The sequence below is a fragment of the Murimonas intestini genome (assembly GCF_024622195.1).
Taxonomy (GTDB): Bacteria; Bacillota; Clostridia; order Lachnospirales; family Lachnospiraceae; genus Murimonas; species Murimonas intestini.
On sequence record NZ_JANKBI010000013.1, the window covers coordinates 1 to 18,305 of the forward strand.

Below are 18,305 nucleotides of genomic sequence, written 5' to 3' on the forward strand. Positions count from 1 at the left end.
AAACTTGAAGCTGCCCTGTCTGACGGCTCACTATCCATCAACACAAAGCGTCCTGTTACTCACCTAAACAGCAATTTCCCTCAAAATCATTTATAATCCAAATTCTTTAAACAGCTTCTCCTGCCACTCTTGGTCACTTGCCGCTCTGACTATATCTTCAGTTCTGTTTTGACGGGCGAGAAGTCTGATTAAATGGTTCACACGCGCTTCGCCCTCTTTTCTGCCCTCTTCCCTGCCTTCTTCCTTTGTCTGTCTCATATGTTTCTCTTCATCATATTCAAAAATACTCACATTCTTTGCCTCCGTTCGGTTATTCCTCAAAAACTCTGCCAAAATGTCATCTTCTATACATTCTGTGATTGCCTTTTCCACAGCATCTTCAAGCGGCATTGATTTTGTATATTCCCTTACCTTATCCACATAAATGCTGTAGTCCTTCAGTGTTTTGCATTTGTCCATCAGCCTTTTATTATGGCCTCTGTTTATGTTCAACATCACCGCTTTTAATTCCAGCGATATTTCTTTATCCTGCACTTCATATACATCTGAAAGCTTAAGAATCTGACGGTCCGGCTGTTCCGGCAGTCCATTATAAAAGATCACAAACCCGGGCGCCGGCAGTCTGACCGGCCTGCTTCCGTATAAATTCCTGTCTTTTGTCATATTGGAATACAGGTTTGCTGTTTAGCTGATTAGAGGCGAGAGGACGCTTTGTACTGCAGGTAGTGAATCAGCAGGAGGGCAGGCGTGGGGAGAGGTTCGTGGTTCTGTCCAAACCGCTGCGGAGTGAAACTCTAAGGCTCCGGAATCTGCTCGAACCGCGAAAGGCGGCCGGAAACTCGGTGCGTTTGTTGATACAAACGCCCCTCAAACAGCTCCGGCCTTGAGCGCAAGCGCTCACTTTCACTGACCGCAGATACCGGAGCCTAAGAGTTTCATCTTCCTCGCTACAGTCCTTCACCACGAACCTCTCCCCACGCCTGCCCCTCCCACTGATGCCAAGGTTATCGATACAAAGCTTGGTGTTAGAATAGCTCCCGTAATGAGGTTGGGGAATGGGTGAGACCACTACTTTATTGGATTCCCCAAATATATCCGGATCAATTATTTGCCCTATTTAAAATATATAGGTTATTCTTTTTCAACCAGACTCTTTCGTATACATAGTAGTTTTCCATCCCAATCACAGCCTGTTTATAACAGCCAGCTTTGTGTCAGTAAACTTGGCGCCGTCAGGAAGGGGAACGGTGAGATTCGTTGTGGCGGACTATAGTGAGGAAGATGAAAATCTTAGGCTCCGTGTTCCGCGGTCAGCAAAAACGAGTGCTTGCATTCGAGGCCGGAGCTGTCTGAGGGGCGGTTGCATCGGCAAACGCACCGAGTTTCCGGCCGCTTTTTGCGGTTCGAGCGGGGCACGGAGCCTTAGATTTTCACTCCGCAGCGGTCGGACAGAACAACGAACCCCACCGTTCCCCTTCCTGACGGCTCACTTCCTTCCGCGCAAAGCGTCCTGTTACTCCATTAAACAGCAATATAGAATGAACCATTATGTCCTGTATGATCTAATCGGTTCCGTTGTTTTGCTCCTCCAAAACCTCAATTTTACACTGGTGCTTTTTCCCGTCCTGTCATAGCTGATGCCCACCGCCAGGACCCTTCCTGTATATTTGGACTGTCCGGCCATATTGCTTTTGAATTTCAGGGCATATTTTTTATCCCTGATCTGCTGGATTGCCGCATCCGGTGTGGCGTCAACTTTTAGTTCCAGTATGATGCAGTCTGCACTCTTGTCCATTTCCGGATAAAAAATAAAGTCCACATAGCCAAAAGAAGGTTCTTTTCGCAGCATATCTGCAAATTTTTCCATCAGCTCCTTATTCGGGATGCAGACTTTCCCATTCTCATAACTTAGAAAGCCGTAGACTACCATGGCTGAAAAAATCTCGTCATAAGGCCCGGCACTGGTCCAATAATTCCCCAAATTATTGTTCTGTAAAGAAAGGACTACAGAGCGTGGATTGTAAACCCGCTCTCCCCCATAGGTATGGTAACCATCATACCAGTTTTTTAGTTTCTCCCTTGTCACCTTTTCTTTTTTCTCTAATGTCTGGTACTTTGCGAAGAGCCTGTCCACTTCTGCTTCCGTAAAACCAAAAACCTCGCTGAACCGTTCTTCCGTTATCATCGTAAATTCCGCAAACATATTCAGTTCTGAACCGCTTGAATACTTTGCTATGGGAAGGATGCCTGTCATATATGCCATAAGCACATAGGGCCTGTCTTTCAGCAGGCTCCGTAAGAACAGCAGATAATTTTTCTTATCTTCCTCTGTCACAAAATCCTGATGGAAAATGAAGTCCCATTCATCCAGAACAAAGATAAACCCTGCAGGACTGTCTCCATATTATTCTGTCACGGGATCCAGATATGTCACAAAGATATTTCCCGCTTCCTTAAACATCTCCTCACTCTCTTCCAGGCCGTAATATCTGGCCTCCTCATCTCCCGGCTTCAGGATTATTGTATTATAAAGGTCATATCCTGAGATGACTTCCACACCGTCTTTTGTCTTTGCCAGCACAGGAGTACCCTCGCTCACATAATAGAGCACCGCATCCAGGCTGCAGCCTGAGAGATCCAGCACCTGCCTGCCAAGAGCTTCCTCCAGCTGGGTGATGTTCATATTTCCCTGGCGTATGATCTCAGGAAACTTAGTTACATCAAGACGGTCAACCTTCTGCTTCTTGTTACCTCTCTCCCATATATACTGCTGGTTGCTGTCCACCACCACGCCAAGCATCTCCTCGGCACGGTTGATGGCTGTATTTGCATTGGCATAGATGCTGTCCAGCTCGCCCTTTGCGTATACATAGTACAGGATCTCTGAGGATTTACTTTCCGGAAGAACCACGTCTCTTGATCCCTCAAAGATCAGCTGACGCGGGCGGGTCACCTGCGGCGTCTTGCTCCTGATAGTCTGTCCCACCCTGAGGATGGTCTCTGTCTGCTTCCTGTCAGTAACCTGTGTTGTCAGGCCATATGCTGTCTCTTCCTCCGCAGCATGGTTAACAATATGGTCTTCCGTAGCCTCTATAAATGTGCTTCCCTGTTTTTTCATTCTTGTAAGAGTAAGAAGCTTTTCTGATATCTCGCCCTTAGTGACATAAGTATCTGCCACAGCATAATTCTTTACCTCTTCGCCCTCACTGTTTATGATTTTGAGCACCTTCATGGGGAAGAGCTCCTGCCCTTCATGTTCTACATTTATATCACCCTGGTCTGCAACTCCATAGACGATATCCTCCTGCATAAATCCCACAGGGCGCAGCCGTTCACTGTCGCTGCAGGTGATATCCCTCACCTGCCTGGTATCCAGGTCCATGACTTTAAGTGTCTTAGAATCAAAAGCTTTATTTTCTTCCAGCCATGCGAACTGTTTACCGCTCTCTGAGCTTACATAGCAGTCGGCTTTCAGATCTTCCACCACTGTCTCCAGCGCTCTTGTCTGCAGGTCAACACCATAGACCTGCCCATCCACAAGGATATAAAAGCCTTCCTCATTCTGTGTGACATAGGCCAGAGACTCCACATCCTTCTGGAGCAGGCCAAATGACTGTTTTGTGCTGATAAATGCCTTCTCCTCCACGCTGGATGCGGCGGAATCATAAAAGTAGACAGCCACTCCTGATTCCCCTTCATGAATGCCCCTGTTCATATATCCGTAGACAAGGAAATACATGTTTCCGCCCTCGGAAACACTTATGATCTCCATATTGTGCTGCTCATAATTATCCCTTGCGTCAGAATCCGTCTTCTGTCTGAAAGAGAATATCTGTGCCAGCTTGCCGCTGCTCACATCATACTGCCACAGATCACCAGCCTGAACAAATGCAAAGAAATTATTTTCTTTGTCACTCTTGTAATTCACATCTTTGCCTGCCACACCTATATTGATACCCTTTGAGATGAGTACGTCATTGTCAGGGTTAAAGACCTCAATGGTAGACCTTTCAAAGTTAAGAAGGTACATCTGCGCATCCGTATAGCGCATCCTGTAATATTCCCATACCTGATAGAGCTCTGTTTTTCCCGACTCGCTCCTGGCGCTGATCATATAGTTCATCACGATCGTAGCCGTTGTCTCGTTCAGCTCCTTTATCTTGGGCGTGGGTTTGTAGAACACAGACGGCTTTAAGTCCGCCCAGCAGAGCTGATCTGAGCTGGAGTGGATATCCACCCGGGCGAAATTAGTATTGTCCCCTGTATCATCCGCCTCTATACTTGTGGCAATCGCATCAGCATCCCCGTTTATACAGCGCTCGTAAAAACCATTTGCAAAGTCCAGGTAAGACTTGGCATGAAGCCCGTCCTGCTGTATGATCCTGGTGTAATAATAGAGACTGCGTCCTCCTGCAGTCAGCTGGATCTTCAGCATGTACTCCTTGTTCATAAGGATGGGGTTTTGAAGCTGCAGGGTGGCATTTATGTAACCATCTTCTGTCTGGAGCTTTGTCACCTTTGTATTCTCAGTAGTTTTCTCCCCATCTGCAGTTATTACTTCAAATGTAACATCCGTAACCTTCATAGAATAAGGATCGATCTGAATCTCAAGACTCCTGTCCTCGTTGATGGGAGTGAGGCTGTCTCTCATGGTGGTGACATCCATTTCCTCCCTGTAGCCATGCAGGCAGTTCAGAAGAGTCCCTTCATTCTTCATATATATGAGCGGCTGGGTGGCACCAGCCATTTCCTGCGTCGTGTTTGGTGTCCCCTGGTTTATGATCTTTCCGATTACAAAGACTGCGCCGAAAAATACGAGCAGCAGCACCGCTACCCGGATGATTACTTTTTTCCACATATGATCTATGCCTCCCCTTTGGCATTTAAAAGCTTATCCAGCGTGGGTTCTACTCCCAGAAACTCCATGCAGGCCTTCAGCTTCTCATCTTTTTGTTTTTTACCGTTCTTTACGCCCCTGATCAGAATATTCTTGGGCGTATGTTCCATATCTATGAATTCCAGTATCTGTACATTGTAGCCGGCCTCCTCTAAAAGGCCCGCCCTGAGTGCATCTGTGGCAAGCGCTGCTATACGCTCCCTGATAAGCCCATACTTAAACAGCGGCTCTAATATCTCACTTCTCATCTGGCCGTTCAGCTCATGCTGACAGCAGGGCACAGACAGGATCACTTTTGCATTCCAGGCTACAGCCTTCTGCAGGGCATAGTCTGTGGCAGTATCGCAGGCGTGCAGGGTAACTACCATATCCACCTGGTCCACTCCCTCAAAGGATGCGATATCTCCCTTCAAAAATATCAGATCCTCATACCCGTATTTCCTGGCCAGAGCACTGCAGTTATCTATGACATCTTCTTTCAGGTCCAGCCCGATTATCCTGATATCCATACCCTTCTGGATCTTCAGGTAATAATACATGGCAAATGTAAGATAAGATTTGCCGCACCCAAAGTCAATGACTGTCAGTTTTCTGTCCTCATCAAGTGACGGCCTGACATCCTCTATAAACTCCAGGAACCTGTTGATCTGCCTAAACTTGTCATATCTGGAATGAACTGTCCTCCCGTCTGGAGTCTGTACCCCCAGATCCACCAGAAAGGGGACTGCACATCCCTCGGCCAGAAGATACTTTTTCGTCCTGTTATGTTCCAGTTCAGGAGCCTTTTTCTCCCCCTGGATCTTTTTCTTTTTAATAGTGACCTTTCCCTTTTTACTCATCAGGGCAGTCACCTGGTATGAAGTATTTTCCAGATACAGCTGCCTGAAATCCTCACACAGCCGCCGGATCAGCTCGTCCACCAGCTCCTCTTTTCCATAATTAAAGTGAAACTCCTTCTTCCCGTCTGAGACAGCCATCTGGAATTTAAGGCTTCCCTGGAGCATCACAGGCCTCACCTTCAACTTAACAGGCCCGTCCTTTCTCCTGCTCCCGCTTAAAACCACCCGGAGAAGTTCACTATTGATACAATCTATTAAAACCTTTTTCAGTTCTTCCATTATCTAAACCCCTTGCTTTCAAGAACGCCCCGCGTTCTTGCCGCGCGGCGCGCCGTGCCCCTAAATGGCAGACAAGCGCAGCGCAGCTATTATCATGTGTTACAGTTCAGCCATCTGCCATTCGGCAGCCGTCTGACCTATAACAACGCTCCGCGATGCACACAAAATGCTGTAAACAGCATTTTGGCGCTGCAACTCTCGGGATTTTCGTGCATTTTGCACGAAAACACCTCGCGGAACAGTGGAAGGCTGAACTGTTACTATCATGTCTCTATTGTAAAGGCTTTAGAAGAAAACCTCAACTAAAATTTTCAAAAGATTTCTTTAATACCAGCGTCTGCAATTGCGGTGACGGCAGCGCCTTCTGTACATTTCCTGCAGCATAATGACCTGGATCATATCTCCCAGCCAGTTCTGACGGGGGGGATATCTCCTTCTGGTCTGTTTATTCATGGCAAAAAGTTCGTCTTTATCCTCTATCTCTTCTACATTCTCAAAGTTATCCTTCAGTTTATTATAAATACCGTCGCACAGTCTCAGGAACATGACTCTGTCCGGCATCTCATCAAACATAATACTTCCTTCATACTCCATCTTGTCACATTCATCTTCCACATACTCCATAATGCTTCGGGCCACATCCGGATACATCTGGGAGAGCCTGCGCATATCTCTCTCATTTTCCTGCTCATTTATAAATACTTCAGGATATCCGAAAGACCTGTAATAAGACACCGGCGAGTAACCTGTATCCCCCTGCCACGACGGTATCTGACCCATTCGCTCATCAGGCATGTATCCTTCCTGAACCTCTCCGAACTGGTCCACTGTATATCCGGGCACAGAAGGAGGCTCCATATCTCTGTACGCGGGCGGCTGTACTTCTCTGTATACAGGCGTCTGCATTTCTCTGTATGCAGATGGCTGGTCTGTGTCCGGCATCTCTTTCCAGTATGGCGGTTTACATGTAGGATGGATATACGGCTGCTGGCGGCTGTCAATGCCATCATTCATATCATCAAAATCATCTCTATAATAATCTTCCATAATTTCACTCCATTTCACACTCAATATATTATATGATGCCAGGAGCAAAAGGTTAATCACTGCAAAAGGGTGAGATCAGCAGCAAGTATCCGGTAATCTAGTAATCCAGCCCAACCAGGGGCACGGCAGCATATAGATATGTCTGATCCTCCTTCTCGTTATAATACATGGCAATATTAATATTAACAGCCTCGCCGTCCTGTATCTCATAATCTGAAATATATGGTGAATAGGCATATATGGTATACAGTCTCATATCCCTGTTCTCCGTAACGATCCTGGCTCCCATCTCTTCTATCAGTCCGTCCGCCACTGTATCTCTCTCCTGAAGGGTAAGTTTGCCGTCATACCTGCCTATAACGTTTGCGGAGCTTCTGCTGTCCTTTACATAGCCTTCCATAATGTCTTCCAGTTTTTTTCTGTATGCCAGGGCACTTTCCATATCAGCATCCATAGCCAGATTGATGATGATATACTGTCTGCTGTCATTCTCTTCTCCCACTGTTATGAACCTCAGGCTGCTTACTGCCTTGCCGGCCTCCTTGTAAAGCTTAGTCTCATACCTGCCATTCTCATGTTCTCTTGTGATATGAATGCCATCTTTAGTCAGTCCCAGCTCTTGTGCAATATTTCCCAAAAGGCTTTCTCTCTCATCCGTTTTCAGATAATCCCCGGAGTAAGTTCCATAATATTCCACCACGCTGCTCTGGGCGGAATTTCCCACCTTGCCAAATACTTCTATTATACGTTCTTCTTCCCTGGAATCTTTATCAGCCAGAAGCTGGACACCAGCCAGCACCCAGAGGGCCCCCAGCAGTATGACAGCAAATTTTTTCATAAAAAATCCCTTCCTTTCGTGATTTTAATTATTCCCGAAAGAAGGGATTTTTAAACTTTATTTTTTAGTGTTCTCACTGTCCGCCACCTCAATGCGGACAAGGGCCTTCCTGAGAGAGAACTCAGCCCTCGCCAGATTCAGGTCAGAATCTCGTGATTCCATACGCTTCTGGGCGCGCTGTCTGGCCTCATTGGCCCTCTTCACATCTATCTCCCCGGGCCACTCGGCCACCTCGGCCATTACTGTGACCTTCTCCTTAAGTATTTCCACAAATCCTGCGTGGACGGCCGCCTCTTTTTTGCCATCCTCAGCAGTTATTATGACTACGCCCGGCTGGAGCACCATGGTGGTGGGGATATGGTTTTTATACACACCGATCTCCCCCTCCGTAGTATTCAGCTCTACCATAGTAACCCTGCCCTCGTAGAAAATACGGTCAGGACAAATAATCTCCAAATCAAACAACCTGTCATCTGCCATCATGCCACCCCCTTATTTCGTTCGGGCAGTCACATCATCGATAGTCCCGGCATTGAGGAAATGACTCTCAGGCACATCATCATGCATACCCTCAAGGATCTCTTTAAACCCTCTGATTGTCTCGGAAAGCGGCACATAGCGGCCATCCATGCCCGTGAACTGGGTTGCCACAAAGAACGGCTGGGACAGGAACCTCTGTACTTTCCTGGCCCTGCTGACGATCACTCTCTCTTCCTCTGAGAGCTCGTCCATTCCCAGGATGGCAATGATATCCTGCAGTTCCTTATACCTTTGGAGGATCTCCTGCACGCCCCTGGCCACCTGGTAGTGTTCATCTCCCACTACACGCGGGTCCAGAATTCTGGATGTGGATTCAAGAGGATCCACTGCCGGGTAAATGCCAAGCTCCACAATAGAACGTGACAGTACTGTGGTGGCATCCAGATGGGCGAATGTTGTTGCAGGCGCCGGGTCTGTCAGGTCATCTGCCGGTACATACACTGCCTGGACAGATGTGATGGACCCGTTCCTTGTGGATGTTATACGCTCCTGCAGAGCACCCATCTCTGTCTGCAGAGTAGGCTGATATCCAACTGCTGAAGGCATACGTCCCAGAAGGGCAGATACCTCTGAACCAGCCTGGGTAAAACGGAATATATTATCGATAAAGAGCAGCACGTCCTTGCCGCCTGCATCCCTGAAGTTCTCGGCTATAGTAAGTCCTGTCAGCCCAACCCTCATCCTGGCTCCGGGGGGCTCATTCATCTGTCCGAAGACCATGGTGGTCTTATTGATAACACCTGATTCCTGCATCTCATGATAGAGGTCATTGCCCTCACGCGTTCTCTCTCCAACACCGGTAAATACAGAATAGCCGCCGTGCTCAGTGGCAATATTTCTGATCAGCTCCTGTATAAGCACCGTCTTGCCAACTCCTGCACCCCCAAAAAGACCGATTTTACCGCCCTTCTGGTAGGGACAGAGCAGATCGACTACTTTGATTCCTGTCTCAAGCACCTCTGTGGAGGTAGACTGTTCTTCAAAGGACGGCGCCTGCCTGTGGATGGGCAGCCTTTTGGCATTTTCCGGGGCCGGCTTATTATCAATGACATCTCCTGTTACATTGAATATCCTCCCCAGGGTCTCCTCTCCTACCGGCACAGTGATCGGGCTGCCTGTGGCTGCTGCATCCATCCCGCGCACAAGACCGTCTGTGGGACCCATGGCAATACATCTCACTGTATCGTCGCCCAGATGCTGGGCTACCTCCACTACCAGCCTGGTCCCCTGCTTTGTATTGATGTGGACTGCATCGTATATATCCGGCAGCTTTCCCCCCGGAAATTTAATATCCAGCACGGCGCCGATAATTTGAGTGATCTTACCCTTGATTTCTTCTGACATTTTATCTCTCACTCCTTTACATTCGGTTCCGGAAACCTAATTCAGCGCCTCCGCACCTGCTATGATTTCCGTCAGTTCCTGTGTGATAGAGCCCTGCCGCGCCCTGTTGTACTGCAGCGCCAGTGCCTCAATTATATCATCAGCGTTACTGGTGGCGGAATCCATGGCCTGCATCCTGGCCCCATTCTCACTGGCTGATGCTTCTACCAGCGCTCCATACAGGATGCTGGTGATATATTTTGGTATAATGATATCCAGAGCTGCCTCTTCCTCCGGTTCATAATTCATAGGAGTCAGCTTCTCCTCCCGGCTCAGTTCACTTTCATCGAACTCTACCGGCAGAAGCTTCAGAAGCCTTGGCTCATGGACAACTGTATTCTTAAATACAGTATAGGCCACATAGATCTCACCAATTTCCCCATCTGCAAAGGATTTTAAAACCTTATCACAGATTTCCCTGGCGTCCCTGAATTCCGGGTTCTCTATGGCCGCACTGTAATCCTCCCTGATCTCATAGCCGCGGCGCGCAAGGATGTCCTTCCCCTTATTGCCCACAGCATAAATATACAGATCTTCCTTATTCATCCAGCCTGCAGTGATCAGCTTAGTCACATTTACATTATAGCCTCCTGCAAGCCCGCGGTTTGATGTTACAACTATCACGGCCTTTTTGGAAGAAACTCCGGGCCTTAAATACGGATGGTCTATATTTCCTGACTTGGCCAGCATGGACCTCACCGTCTCATACATATGCGAAAAATATGGCTTAGACTGCTCCGCCCGGGACCTGCTCTTCTGAAGCTTAACCGTGGAAACCAGCTTCATGGCCTTTGTGATCTGCTGAATGCTGGTAATACTGCTCTTACGGCGCTTTATCTCTCTCATTGAAGCCATATGATCATCCTTCCTGCGCTCTGAACTTTTCCTTGCACTCTTCTATTGCTTTTACCAGGAGTTCCTCAGTCTCAGGCGATATCTGCTGCTCTGCCGCGATCCTCTCCGGGATCTCCGGATACTTTGTATTCAGATACTCAAACAGTACCTTTTCAAAATCCAGAATCCGGGCAACCGGGATATCCAGAAGATATTTCTTTGTAGCCACATATATAATGATAACCTGGTACTGGACAGGCATGGGCTGGTACTGCGGCTGCTTTAAGACTTCCTTGATACGTTCGCCCTGGGCCAGCTTCTCCTTCGTGTCATCATCCAGCTCTGAACCGAACTGCGAGAAGGAAGCCAGCTCTCTGTACTGGGCCAGCTCCACACGTATAGGGGCCGCTATCTTCTTCATAGCCTTGATCTGGGCAGCGCCGCCTACACGGGACACGGAAAGCCCGGCATTTATGGCTGGTCTGAAGCCTGCATTAAACATCTCCGTCTCCAGATAGATCTGTCCGTCTGTGATAGAGATGACATTTGTAGGAATATATGCAGAAACATCACCCGCCTGTGTCTCAATTAACGGAAGTGCAGTCAGTGACCCTCCGCCCAGCTCATCACTTAACTTGGCGGCACGTTCCAGAAGCCTGGAATGCAGATAGAACACATCTCCCGGATAAGCCTCACGGCCTGGCGGACGTCTCAGAAGCAGGGAAAGTGTACGGTATGCCGCCGCGTGCTTTGACAAGTCGTCATATACAATAAGCACGTCCTCACCGTTCTCCATCCATTCCTCACCGATAGCACAGCCTGAATAAGGAGCGATATACTGCAGCGGAGCCAGCTCACTGGCAGTGGCCGCCACTACTGTAGTATAGTCCATGGCATCATGCTCAGTCAGCGTCTTCACAATAGTTGCAACCGTGGATGACTTCTGTCCGATAGCGACGTAGATACATTTCACGCCCTGCCCCTTCTGATTTATGATCGTATCTATGGCAATGGCTGTCTTTCCTGTCTGCCTGTCGCCTATGATCAGCTCCCTCTGTCCCCGTCCTATGGGAACCATGGAGTCGATAGCTTTAATACCTGTCTGCAGAGGGGTATCCACAGATTTCCTGGCGATAACGCCTGATGCTACCCTCTCGATAGGTCTTGTCTTCTCTGATTCAATCGGGCCTTTTCCGTCAATGGGCTCGCCCAGTGCGTTCACCACGCGGCCCAAAAGTCCGTCACCTACAGGTACCTCCACAACAGTGCCTGTCGTGCGCACCAGGTCGCCCTCACTGATACTTCTCCCCTCGCCAAGAAGAACTGCTCCCACATTATCTTCCTCAAGATTCAGGATCATTCCGTGCACATCGCCCGGAAATTCCAGCAGTTCACCCTGCATTGCCTTCTCAAGCCCATGAATACGTGCGATACCGTCCGCAACCTGGATCACAGTTCCCACATCAGAGACGTCCATCTTCGATGAATAGTTCTTTATCTGTTCTTTAATCACAGAGCTTATTTCCTCAGGTCTTAAATTCATTGAACGAACGCACCTTCTTTCTTTGTCTCTAACGATATTTTTTCAAGCCCAAGCGTCAGCTGCTCCAGCTTATGTTTAACACTGCTGTCCACCACCCTGTCACCAAGGCGGATAATAAGGCCTCCCATAAGGCTCTCATCTACCCTGTAATGCGCCTCAAGCGTCTCATACTTTGTGGTGGCCAGTATTTTTGCCTCTATCTTTTTCTTCCATTCCCCGGAAAGCCGGGCAGGGGAAGTGATATAGACAACACCTATATTCTTATATTCTTTAACCTTATTTTCAAAATAATCAAAAATGCCCGGAAGCTCCCCATAGCGCCCTTTTGTCTCCACGACCAGAAGAAATCCTGTCATATCATCTGATACGCGGCCTCTGAAGATATCTTCCAGAAGCTTTAACTTCTCCTCTTTTACCACATTGGGATGTTCCATAAGAGCTGTCAGCCCTCTGTTTTCCGACATCGCCTTTCTGACTGCCCGCACTTCCTCCCAGAGGCTGTCGACTCTGCCTTCCTCCACAGCGAGTTCAAACAGGGCATCCCCATATATTTTAGATGCTAGCTTTGCCATGTCTGATCACCTATCTCTTTAAGAGTTTCTTCCATCAGGGCGTCCTGGATTTCCGGACTCATTGAATTAGTAACAGCTTTAGCAGCCATCATGGATGCAACTGCTATTATTTCCTTCTTCATATCATCAGCTGCTTTTTTCTTTTCAAGCTCTATCTGGGCGTTTGCCCTGGTAATTATCCTTGCGGCTTCCTCTTTGGCCTCCTCCAGGATCTTAGCCTCATTTTTAAGCGCCTTTTTCCTGGCATCGCTTAAAATTTCCTCCGCCTCTTTCTCAATATTCCTGATCCTGGCGTCGTAGTCTTCCTTCAGCCTTAAGGCATCTTCTTTATCCTTCTGGGCCTCGTCAATATCTGCTTTTATCCGTTCCTGCCTTTTTTTCAGCATGTCTCTCACGGGATTGAAGAGCAGATAGGAAAGCAGCGTAAACATGATAAGCACTGCAATAGCAAGCAGCACTGTGTCATGGATCAGCTGCGGATCCAGATTAAATAACCGTTCCAAGGTCTCGCCTCCTTTCCTTTTTTCAAGTCTGCACCGGAAGCTTCTCTTACAGTTTTCCGATCAATGGATTGGCGAACAGCAGGATAAATGCGATAGCCAGACCGTAAAGACCTGTTGTCTCTGCAACAGCCTGTCCCAAAAGCATAGTTGAAGTGATATCTGATCTGGCACCCGGATTCCTGCCCACTGCGCTTGCGCCGTAACCTGCTGCGATACCCTGGCCGATACCAGGACCGATACCTGCGATCATCGCTAAACCTGCGCCAATAGCCGAACACGCTAAAATTAAACCTCTGTCTGTTATCATAATCATTTCCTCCTGATTTATATGTTTTAATTTTTATTTTTTACATCCTGCACTTTATGCCTTCTCCGGCAGTTTATCTGTTACATATACCATGGTCAGCATACAGAACACATATGTCTGGATACAGCCCGAAAACAGATCAAAATAGATATGCAGCACACCTGGCCATCCAATGGCGATGGGCGCCAGCAGCGTATAGATCAGCGCCATCATAACTGTTCCTGAAAGCACATTTCCAAAAAGACGCAGTGACAGTGAAAACGGCGCCGCGATCTCTCCGATCAGGTTGATCGGGAACAAAAACGGCAGCGGCTTAAAAAGCCCGGTAAATGCTCCGCCTTTATTGTACTTCACATTGTTGAACTGGATGATACCGAAAGTGATAAGGCCCAGCGGCAGCGTGACACCGTAATCAGCGGTAGGCGGCCTCAGCCCGAAAAGACCTGACACATTGCTGAGCAGGATAAACAGGAATATGCTGCCGATATAGTTTGCAAACTTACCGGCATAGCTGCCCATACTGCCGGCCACCATTTTATCCAGGCTCTCCACGATCATTTCGACCACGTTCTGGAACCCGTCAGGGACCTCTTTCGCATGGCGTATCTTCCTGTTGGCCGCAATGGCAAAAACTATCAGGACAAGCATCACGATCAGGATGCTCACATGCGTTGTTGTGATAAAGAACTCATTGCCGAACAGTTCATAGCTGAACAGACCGTGGATCATAAAGTCCACATCCCGGCTTTCAGCGCTCAGCAGATAAACTGATGCTCCACCCATACTCTTTCCCTCCTTTTCTTTTTTTATAACTGTAAAACACTTTTCTTACCTTTTTCTCTTCTCTATATACTTCTTCAGAGGCACAGAGAGATATGCACCCAGTTTCAGGGTAAAAAGACCTAAAAATACAGCAACTACATTTCCCAGCTTCAGAAAATAGACCGCAAAAAACAGGGCAATGACCAGCACTGTCCTGATCACATACATCCTTCTCATATAACCCGAAGCGGCTTCCCCGTCTCTCTCAACAGCATTTTCAACACTCATGTTCATATGGAGCGCCATAAATACAGATATACCCACGCCTATCCACAATCCGGCGGTAAATGCCGCTTTGTCAGATGCCAGCCAGACAAATACAGCCTGGAAGAACACACCAAAACACAGAATGCCAATCAGCATGGTCTTGATGGTCATGTTCATGCTATTTATCCAGTTTCTTATCATGATCTGACTCCCTTCCCTGAATCTGCCTGATCAAAAGATAGCTGTTCCTTGCTCCCGCCAGTATGCCCAGGATCAGAAGGGGGATCGTGGTATACCACCCGAACTTTTCGTCCAGGAAATACCCGACAAATACACACAGGATAACAGGCGCAAGCATACTGAGTCCCACCTGCGTCAGCATGGCCAGGGAGCGCATCACCTCTCTGTTTCCTTTCATACATATCCCTCCAGTATAGTCTTTACCATGCGGTAACATATACCTTACTATATTACATTTTCGTGTAATTGTCTAGTGAATTACACCATAAATCATTATGTTTTTATGATGTTTGTAACCATTATATACAATTTTTCAACAAGAATTTTATAATAATTTAACAATCTCTAAATATCCGCGCAAAAGCCCTTGTATTGTTTTTCTGCTGTAATATATAATGTCCTTTCCCAAAAATCTTATACATCAGAAGAAAAAAACTCACCCTCCACAGCTTTATAACAGCCGTGTAAAGTGAGTTTTTTTGTTATTCTACAACAACGCCCTTCTGGAGCATTACGTTCGCATAAAGCGCTTTTTCACTTGTAGCGATGATCGCATAGGCTGTTCTCGCCTCATCATAGAACTTGAAGCGCTCAATATTGCCCACTGCCTCAGCGCCTCTCTCATCGTATTTTTTGACGATTTCTTTGTATGTATCCCAGATCGGTGTTTCTACATCATCCCCTGCCATTACTTCCATAAGGTTCACAGGCTTTTCCACATATGTGTCCAGCGGGAATACTTTGAGGATCGCATCCAGTATTTCCGGCACGCCATGGCCGTCACAGCGGATCACAACTGCATTCTTTCCCATGGATTCTGCGGGGAAATTTCCGTCAGAGATGACAAGGCGGTCACTGTGCCCCATCTCGCATAATACTTTTAAAAGCTCTGGTGATAAGATCTGTGGAATTCCTTTTAACATTAATTTGTCCTCCTGATATTTTTATTTATATTCATATTAGTATTATCAGACAGAAATTTATTTCCGTCAAGAATTTTAAAAAGAAAGCCGCCGCAGATGCGGCGGCCTCCCTGAGTCCTGTCTCTGTTACTATTTAATTTTCAAATACACTCTGGTATATATGGATTATTCATACAGACATGGAGCGATCTCATCACTTTCCATGTTGTCCTTTGTATACCATAAGCATCCTGTGTCAACATCTTCTACTTTTTCGCCCTTAGCTGCTTTTGCTGCTAATTCAACAGCTTTGTAGCCGATCTGTACAGGGTTCTGTGTGATAGAACCAGCGAAGATACCGTCTTTGATAGCCTGTAACTGGATCTTACCTGAGTCAAATCCTACGCCGACAGCTTTTCTGTCAGAATTTTCGCCAAGTACCTGTAAGCTCTCATTAGCTGTTATAGTATTCTTAGCTGCGAACTCATTAGAGCCGTAAACTGCGATCAGGTCTTTCTTGTTCAGAAGTGTGCTTGCTACTGTTACGCATGCTGCATCATCAACTGTTGCAGGGATGCCAACTTCGATAATAACTTTTGCGCCGTCAACTTTTTTGTTGTATTTGTCATGTCCTTCTACAGATGCCTTGTCTTCTCCGATCAGAGTAACCATTTTGTCAATGAAGCCAGCTGTACGGTCACCGATAGACTGGGATGTAGCATCCTGGGATACAACACCGATCCTTACTGTATCTGCAGGGTCTGTTACCTGGTCTTTGATCAGTTCATACATATGGTCTGCTGCCAGTTCTCCTGCTGCATAGTTGTCTGTAGCTGCATTTGCAACAACAACTTTTGATCCAGGAACACCTGAGTCAAATCCTACAACGGGGATGTCTGTGGATTCCAGAGCGCCTTCAACAGAAGCCGGATCAAGTGCTGCAAGACAGATTGCACTCGGTTTCTTGTTGATAGCATTATTCAGCTGCTCAACCTGCTCTGCAACTGCACTTTCATTCTGCGGTCCAACAAAGTTTGTGCCAGCCAGTCCTAAATCTTCTGCTGCTCTCTCTGTACCTAATTTAACAGCTTTCCAGAAGTCATGCTGGAAACCTTTTGCTACGATCTCTATAGTAACATCACTGTAATCTCCAGCTGCTCCGGCTGCTTCTGTTTCTTTAGCATCGTCTTTCTTAGCTTCTGTAGCTGCTTCTGTCTCTTCTTTAGCTTCAGTTTTAGCTTCTGTAGCTGCCTCTGTCTCTTCTTTAGCTTCAGTCTTAGCTTCTGTAGCTGCCTCTGTTTCTTCTTTGGCTTCAGTCTTAGCTTCTGTTTTAGCTTCTGTCTCTTTAGCTGCCTCTGTCTTAGCTTCTGTTGTCTTAGCTGCCTCTGTTGTCTTCTTGTCTGAATTTCCGCATCCTGCTATCATTGCTGCTGCCATGGATACACAGAGAATTGTGCTGATTACTTTACGTTTCATTTTTAATTCCTCCCTTAAACTATTTTTAGTTTTCTATATAATCCCCGGCAGTCTCTGCTGCCGGAAGTATTATATCGTTTCAATTACTGTTTTCTTCTGTTTACCACGTCGGCAAATACTGCCACGATCAGTACAAATCCAGTGATGAACAGCTGCCAGTGAGGCTGAAGGCCTACAAATGGAAGTCCTGTCTTAAGTACTGACATGATAAATACACCGATCAGGGTACCTGCGATGGAACCAACACCTCCTGAAAGAGATGTTCCGCCGATAACAACACCTGCAATGGCATCCAGCTCAAATCCGTTTCCTGTTCCAGGCATCAGAGTTGAATATGTAGCCGCATATGAAATACCTGCGAGTGCAGCGAAAAATCCGCTTATCACAAATGCCAGAGTTTCCCATTTTACAACATTCACACCGGAGAGCCTGGTCGCTTCTTTATTACTTCCAAGAGCCAGGATATAACGTCCCGGACGTGTCTTGTTGAGAAGCACTGCCATTAAGATCGCCATAATTATCAGAAGAATAAATCCTGTGGGAATACCTGCTGTAGGAAGCCCCTCGCCTTTCAGCTTAAAGATATTCCTGAACCATCCGCCCACATCATTTGTCTGCGGGAATGTAACACTTGCTGTTCCTGTGACGATAGAGCCAAGTCCTCTTGTGATCATCATAGTACCCAGAGTTGCAATAAATGCCGGAAGCCCCATTATAGAAACCATAAGGCCGTTGGCAAGTCCGAACAGGCAGCCGATAAGCAGAGTAATGATCAGGCAAAGCGCCATAGGAAGCCCTGCTTTCATAAACAGTGTTCCGCCGATCAGAGAACAGCAGATACACAGTGTACCAATGGACAGGTCGATTCCGCCTGTGATAATAACAAAGGTAACACCTATTGCCATAAATCCGATATAATAAGATGAATCCAGTATGTTTACAAATGTGCTGTACTGGAAGAAATTACTTCCTGCAAAGCTGAAGAAGATAAACAACACTACTAATGCACCGATGGCTACCAGTTTCTGGGTGCCGATCGCATCAAAAATTCCTTTTTTACCTGTTTTTTCCATTTT

Annotated in this window: 18 protein-coding genes and 1 pseudogene; all 19 read right to left on the reverse strand. The window is 47.0% G+C overall.

Annotated features, from left to right (window positions below):
- Positions 1-90: 90 nt before the first annotated feature.
- Positions 91-663 carry a hypothetical protein gene (locus NSB28_RS16765; RefSeq protein WP_109748874.1) on the reverse strand — a complete coding sequence of 191 codons (573 nt, stop codon included), beginning with the start codon at positions 661-663 and terminating at the stop codon, positions 91-93.
- 899 nt (positions 664-1,562) lie between these two features.
- Positions 1,563-2,383 (reverse strand): annotated as a pseudogene (locus NSB28_RS16770) (hypothetical protein); the annotation flags it as partial.
- A 21-nt stretch (positions 2,384-2,404) separates the two neighbouring features.
- Positions 2,405-4,858, reverse strand: coding sequence for a cysteine peptidase family C39 domain-containing protein (locus tag NSB28_RS16775; protein WP_109747618.1), 2,454 nt, complete (start codon positions 4,856-4,858; stop codon positions 2,405-2,407).
- 5 nt (positions 4,859-4,863) lie between these two features.
- Positions 4,864-6,015, reverse strand: a complete 1,152-nt coding sequence (locus NSB28_RS16780) for a class I SAM-dependent methyltransferase (RefSeq protein ID WP_109747619.1) — start codon at positions 6,013-6,015, stop codon at positions 4,864-4,866.
- A gap of 324 nt (positions 6,016-6,339) precedes the next feature.
- Positions 6,340-7,062, reverse strand: coding sequence for a hypothetical protein (locus tag NSB28_RS16785; protein WP_109747620.1), 723 nt, complete (start codon positions 7,060-7,062; stop codon positions 6,340-6,342).
- Between the two features lie 97 nt (positions 7,063-7,159).
- Entirely contained in the window at positions 7,160-7,900 is a 741-nt protein-coding gene (locus NSB28_RS16790) for a YwmB family TATA-box binding protein (protein ID WP_109747621.1), read from the reverse strand.
- A 57-nt stretch (positions 7,901-7,957) separates the two neighbouring features.
- Entirely contained in the window at positions 7,958-8,380 is a 423-nt protein-coding gene (gene atpC, locus NSB28_RS16795) for an ATP synthase F1 subunit epsilon (RefSeq protein ID WP_187374412.1), read from the reverse strand.
- Positions 8,381-8,392: 12 nt separating this feature from the next.
- On the reverse strand, positions 8,393-9,784 hold the full coding sequence (atpD, locus tag NSB28_RS16800) for a F0F1 ATP synthase subunit beta (protein ID WP_109747623.1): 1,392 nt from the start codon (positions 9,782-9,784) through the stop codon (positions 8,393-8,395).
- Positions 9,785-9,820: 36 nt separating this feature from the next.
- Positions 9,821-10,678, reverse strand: a complete 858-nt coding sequence (gene atpG, locus NSB28_RS16805; RefSeq protein ID WP_109747624.1) for an ATP synthase F1 subunit gamma — start codon at positions 10,676-10,678, stop codon at positions 9,821-9,823.
- Between the two features lie 4 nt (positions 10,679-10,682).
- The gene (gene atpA, locus NSB28_RS16810) at positions 10,683-12,200 is read right to left on the reverse strand and encodes a F0F1 ATP synthase subunit alpha (protein WP_109747625.1); all 1,518 of its coding nucleotides are present in this window, start codon (positions 12,198-12,200) and stop codon (positions 10,683-10,685) included.
- Positions 12,197-12,772 (reverse strand): ATP synthase F1 subunit delta, encoded by a 576-nt coding sequence (atpH, locus tag NSB28_RS16815; protein WP_109747626.1) that lies wholly within the window; start codon positions 12,770-12,772, stop codon positions 12,197-12,199. Before atpH ends, atpA begins: the two co-directional genes overlap by 4 nt.
- Positions 12,760-13,275, reverse strand: coding sequence for a F0F1 ATP synthase subunit B (atpF, locus tag NSB28_RS16820; protein WP_109747627.1), 516 nt, complete (start codon positions 13,273-13,275; stop codon positions 12,760-12,762). Before atpF ends, atpH begins: the two co-directional genes overlap by 13 nt.
- Before the next feature lie 46 nt (positions 13,276-13,321).
- Complete coding sequence (gene atpE, locus NSB28_RS16825) at positions 13,322-13,582, reverse strand: ATP synthase F0 subunit C (protein WP_330581495.1); 261 nt, start codon at positions 13,580-13,582, stop codon at positions 13,322-13,324.
- A gap of 54 nt (positions 13,583-13,636) precedes the next feature.
- Positions 13,637-14,365, reverse strand: a complete 729-nt coding sequence (atpB, locus tag NSB28_RS16830; protein ID WP_109747629.1) for a F0F1 ATP synthase subunit A — start codon at positions 14,363-14,365, stop codon at positions 13,637-13,639.
- Between the two features lie 45 nt (positions 14,366-14,410).
- Positions 14,411-14,812 (reverse strand): ATP synthase subunit I, encoded by a 402-nt coding sequence (locus NSB28_RS16835; RefSeq protein WP_109747630.1) that lies wholly within the window; start codon positions 14,810-14,812, stop codon positions 14,411-14,413.
- On the reverse strand, positions 14,790-15,029 hold the full coding sequence (locus NSB28_RS16840; protein WP_109747631.1) for an AtpZ/AtpI family protein: 240 nt from the start codon (positions 15,027-15,029) through the stop codon (positions 14,790-14,792). The genes NSB28_RS16835 and NSB28_RS16840 overlap by 23 nt, the downstream gene beginning before the upstream one ends.
- Before the next feature lie 304 nt (positions 15,030-15,333).
- The gene (locus NSB28_RS16845) at positions 15,334-15,774 is read right to left on the reverse strand and encodes an RbsD/FucU family protein (protein WP_109747632.1); all 441 of its coding nucleotides are present in this window, start codon (positions 15,772-15,774) and stop codon (positions 15,334-15,336) included.
- A 165-nt stretch (positions 15,775-15,939) separates the two neighbouring features.
- Positions 15,940-17,229 (reverse strand): ABC transporter substrate-binding protein, encoded by a 1,290-nt coding sequence (locus NSB28_RS16850; protein ID WP_243134965.1) that lies wholly within the window; start codon positions 17,227-17,229, stop codon positions 15,940-15,942.
- Between the two features lie 83 nt (positions 17,230-17,312).
- Positions 17,313-18,302: an ABC transporter permease gene (locus NSB28_RS16855; RefSeq protein ID WP_109747633.1), complete on the reverse strand. Its 990-nt coding sequence runs from the start codon at positions 18,300-18,302 to the stop codon at positions 17,313-17,315.
- Between the last annotated feature and the right edge of the window lie 3 nt (positions 18,303-18,305).

Bases quoted from the DNA above. Each gene is read 5' to 3' on its own strand.
- NSB28_RS16780 (WP_109747619.1), bottom strand. From the start codon at position 6,015: ATGGAAGAACTGAAAAAGGTTTTAATAGATTGTATCAATAGTGAACTT.
- atpH (WP_109747626.1), bottom strand. From the start codon at position 12,772: ATGGCAAAGCTAGCATCTAAAATATATGGGGATGCCCTGTTTGAACTC.
- atpD (WP_109747623.1), bottom strand. From the start codon at position 9,784: ATGTCAGAAGAAATCAAGGGTAAGATCACTCAAATTATCGGCGCCGTG.
- atpE (WP_330581495.1), bottom strand. From the start codon at position 13,582: ATGATAACAGACAGAGGTTTAATTTTAGCGTGTTCGGCTATTGGCGCA.
- atpB (WP_109747629.1), bottom strand. From the start codon at position 14,365: ATGGGTGGAGCATCAGTTTATCTGCTGAGCGCTGAAAGCCGGGATGTG.
- NSB28_RS16835 (WP_109747630.1), bottom strand. From the start codon at position 14,812: ATGATAAGAAACTGGATAAATAGCATGAACATGACCATCAAGACCATG.
- NSB28_RS16845 (WP_109747632.1), bottom strand. From the start codon at position 15,774: ATGTTAAAAGGAATTCCACAGATCTTATCACCAGAGCTTTTAAAAGTA.
- atpA (WP_109747625.1), bottom strand. From the start codon at position 12,200: ATGAATTTAAGACCTGAGGAAATAAGCTCTGTGATTAAAGAACAGATA.
- NSB28_RS16785 (WP_109747620.1), bottom strand. From the start codon at position 7,062: ATGGAAGATTATTATAGAGATGATTTTGATGATATGAATGATGGCATT.
- NSB28_RS16840 (WP_109747631.1), bottom strand. From the start codon at position 15,029: ATGAAAGGAAACAGAGAGGTGATGCGCTCCCTGGCCATGCTGACGCAG.
- NSB28_RS16855 (WP_109747633.1), bottom strand. From the start codon at position 18,302: ATGGAAAAAACAGGTAAAAAAGGAATTTTTGATGCGATCGGCACCCAG.
- NSB28_RS16765 (WP_109748874.1), bottom strand. From the start codon at position 663: ATGACAAAAGACAGGAATTTATACGGAAGCAGGCCGGTCAGACTGCCG.
- atpG (WP_109747624.1), bottom strand. From the start codon at position 10,678: ATGGCTTCAATGAGAGAGATAAAGCGCCGTAAGAGCAGTATTACCAGC.
- atpC (WP_187374412.1), bottom strand. From the start codon at position 8,380: ATGGCAGATGACAGGTTGTTTGATTTGGAGATTATTTGTCCTGACCGT.
- NSB28_RS16790 (WP_109747621.1), bottom strand. From the start codon at position 7,900: ATGAAAAAATTTGCTGTCATACTGCTGGGGGCCCTCTGGGTGCTGGCT.
- NSB28_RS16775 (WP_109747618.1), bottom strand. From the start codon at position 4,858: ATGTGGAAAAAAGTAATCATCCGGGTAGCGGTGCTGCTGCTCGTATTT.
- NSB28_RS16850 (WP_243134965.1), bottom strand. From the start codon at position 17,229: ATGAAACGTAAAGTAATCAGCACAATTCTCTGTGTATCCATGGCAGCA.